We start from the raw sequence: 2,867 nt of genomic DNA, 5'->3' as shown, positions 1-2,867 counted from the left end.
ATTAATCTTTTAACCTAACTGTTATTTTCAACTCTTCAATGCATATTTCTATAAAAATCGATTTCTGTGCGTGGAATCTGAATTCAACGATCTTGAATCAGATGGCGGTTCCCTTCTGATAAGAGCTCGGAATACAGCAGAGCTGAAGGGGTTCGAAACAAATGCGACGTCAATCTGCTACCCTTGATTGACAACGCCGAATTCATCGTTGATGATAAATAGTTCAAACGTCTGTCATTCTCTAGTTCTACTGACTTCTTTTGGTGAAGAGTCTGCACTATGAATCGAATTCTCATTGCGTTCTCACTTCTCGTCTTGATGCTGTTCAACCACGCTATGGTTATGGAAGCAGCAGAACAGCAACCGAACATTCTGTGGATCATTGCGGAAGACATGGGGCCGGAACTGGGCTGTTATGGCACTCCCGAAGTCAAAACACCGACGCTAGATCGTCTGGCAGCGAACGGGATGTTATTCAAAAACGCTTTTACGGTGACACCCGTCTGTTCCACCAGTCGCTCATCCTTCATGACGGGCATGTATGCGATGTCGATCGACGCGCACAATCATCGTTCGCATCGCGAGGGAACCAATCCGCTGCCGGACGGCGTGCGCGTCATCACCGACTGGCTGCGCCCCGCAGGTTACACGACGGCCAACATTCAAAAACTGACCGATGATCGCAAACTATCCAAGTTCTATAAAGGGACCGGCAAGACCGACTGGAATTTCACCTACCCCAAAGGCAAACAGCCGTTCGATGTCAAAGACTGGGACGAACTGAAAACGCACCAGCCTTTCTATGCCCAGATCAATTTTTCGGAAACGCATCGTGGCGGTGCCTGGAATACCTCGCACGAACATCTCGGCTCTCAGGCTGACCCTGCCAAGGTGCAGATTCCCCCTTATTATCCCGATCATGCCGTCACGCGGGGGGTCTGGGCACAATATTTGAATGCGGTGATGGCCGTCGATAAAAAAGTCGCCTTCATTCTGGACCTGTTGAAACGGGACCAGCTCGATAAGAATACGATTGTGATTTTCCTCGGCGATCACGGCCGCGCGATGCCCCGCGGCAAACAATGGCCGTACGACAGCGGCCTGCATATTCCCCTCATCATTTACTGGCCGGAGGGAAATGGTTCGCTGCCGGCTCCAGCCCACTTTACACGAGGCGAACAGAGCGAGCAGTTAATTGCCTCGATCGACTTGAGCGCCACGACACTCGCCTTAGCAGGTGTCACCAAACCGGAAAAAATGCAGGGGCAGGTTTTTCTGGGACCACAATCGGAACCGCCGCGCACCTATCTGTTTGGCGGCCGCGACCGGGGAGACGAAACCGTCTTCCACATCCGCACGGTACGCGACCAGCGTTACCGTTATCTGCGCAACAAATATCCCGAGCACCCTTTCCTGCAGATCAACCGATATAAGGAAACGTCGTATCCGATTATCGGCCTGTTGCGTCATCTGCACGCAGAAGGAAAACTGACCGGCCCCCCTTTGGCGCTGATGGCCGAGCGCCGCCCGACAGAAGAACTGTATGACCTGCAGAATGATCCCTGGGAAATCAACAACCTGGCGGAATCACCACAATATCAAGAGGTGAAGCAAAGACTCGCAACGGCATTGGATGCCTGGATGGTAGAAATCGACGACAAAGGCCGCATTCCCGAAGACCCCTCGATTCCAAAGTTCTGGGACGAACGCGCGATTCGCGTGTATGAAAAACGTCTGCAGGAACGCCCGAAAGACTGGTACCTGACCGATCCTGCACTGGGACCGTATAAGATCGAGAAGAACAAAACAGAGTAGTATTCACACCATTCGCAGCCCATTTCTCAGAGATCGATTCCTCTGCTCGATTACAGTAAATCTTCCCACTGCCTTACACCGTGCAGAATGCGAAGTCTTGCACCGTGCAGAATGCGAAGTACCTGAATTCCATTTTCGATTGGTTCATAGAAAATGAGATAGTTCCCGACCGGAAAACAACGAAGGCCTTTGCGAAGCTGCTCCTGCTTTGCCCCCAGTCCGGGGTGGGCGGCCAATTGCTGTAGCAAGTCGTTAATTCGTCGTATCAGCTGATCGGCGGCGGTCGTATCAGGCTCGGCAATATAAGACCAGATATTCAAGACATCTTCGTTTGCCTGCCGAGTGCGTAAGATGCGTGGCATTACTCAGTCTTTGCTGCGTGTCGGGCGTGGGCTTCTTTGAGAATCTGTTCGACATCCCATTCTGCAACATCACCCGCGTCAGCTTGATCAAAGCCAACTTGTAATTCGCGACGCAATTCAGCATCTACCCAATGACGAAAGTTTTCCTGAGACAATAAAACATAGGTTTTCTGCGTCTGATCATCTTCAATTTTGAGAGGACGATCGGGCTGCTGCTGTAACGCCTGTCGCATTTCTTCAGTGATTTTAGGAGCCATACGCTGATCTTTTACCAAAAAGAATCCTGAAACAATAAGACAATGAACAAAGCAGCAAACAACAGCCCCGTTCACAACCATTATAACATCAGCATTTGCCTCAGGCTACAACGATCTTCTTTCACACAAAAATTGAATCCAGTTCCTGGCTTCAGGAGTGAGACTGGAAAGGAATTCGCGCTCGTCCTCCGATTGATTCCTGTTCTCTGATCGTTTTCGTGTTTTTCATGGTAGCCTATTTAGTACTAGTTCACGCTCTAATGAGCAAACTTGTTCTTGGTCGAATTTTGTGGAAAATCAATTAGAATTCAAATATTTTTGTGCATGTCTCAACCAACTATTGACAAGTTCTCTGTCTCTTTCTTCAGATTGCTGGTTCACTGAAAGTGAAGGTGCAATGCCAGGATTATCAGAATAGTTAACAATAACAATT

General features: G+C 49.3%; 3 protein-coding genes. 1 reads left to right on the top strand and 2 read right to left on the bottom strand.

The genetic code is table 11. The features are described from left to right. Positions 1-279 precede the first annotated feature (279 nt). Positions 280-1,815, top strand: coding sequence for a sulfatase (locus tag Q0294_RS04870; RefSeq protein WP_299461500.1), 1,536 nt, complete (start codon positions 280-282; stop codon positions 1,813-1,815). Between the two features lie 50 nt (positions 1,816-1,865). Here the strand turns inward: Q0294_RS04870 and Q0294_RS04865 are convergent, their stop codons facing one another. Further along, positions 1,866-2,177, bottom strand: a complete 312-nt coding sequence (locus Q0294_RS04865; RefSeq protein WP_299461498.1) for a type II toxin-antitoxin system RelE/ParE family toxin — start codon at positions 2,175-2,177, stop codon at positions 1,866-1,868. Continuing rightward, positions 2,177-2,515, bottom strand: a complete 339-nt coding sequence (locus Q0294_RS04860; protein WP_299461496.1) for a hypothetical protein — start codon at positions 2,513-2,515, stop codon at positions 2,177-2,179. The genes Q0294_RS04865 and Q0294_RS04860 overlap by 1 nt, the downstream gene beginning before the upstream one ends. Positions 2,516-2,867 lie beyond the last annotated feature (352 nt).

This window comes from uncultured Gimesia sp. (assembly GCF_937919775.1).
Lineage (GTDB): Bacteria > Planctomycetota > Planctomycetia > Planctomycetales > Planctomycetaceae > Gimesia.
The sequence above is the reverse complement of the archived record's forward strand: the minus strand, read 5'-3'. Positions and strand labels throughout refer to the sequence as shown.

Coding starts and splice junctions, on each gene's coding strand:
- Q0294_RS04865 (WP_299461498.1), bottom strand. CDS start 2,177: ATGCCACGCATCTTACGCACTCGGCAGGCAAACGAAGATGTCTTGAAT.
- Q0294_RS04860 (WP_299461496.1), bottom strand. CDS start 2,515: ATGGTTGTGAACGGGGCTGTTGTTTGCTGCTTTGTTCATTGTCTTATT.
- Q0294_RS04870 (WP_299461500.1), top strand. CDS start 280: ATGAATCGAATTCTCATTGCGTTCTCACTTCTCGTCTTGATGCTGTTC.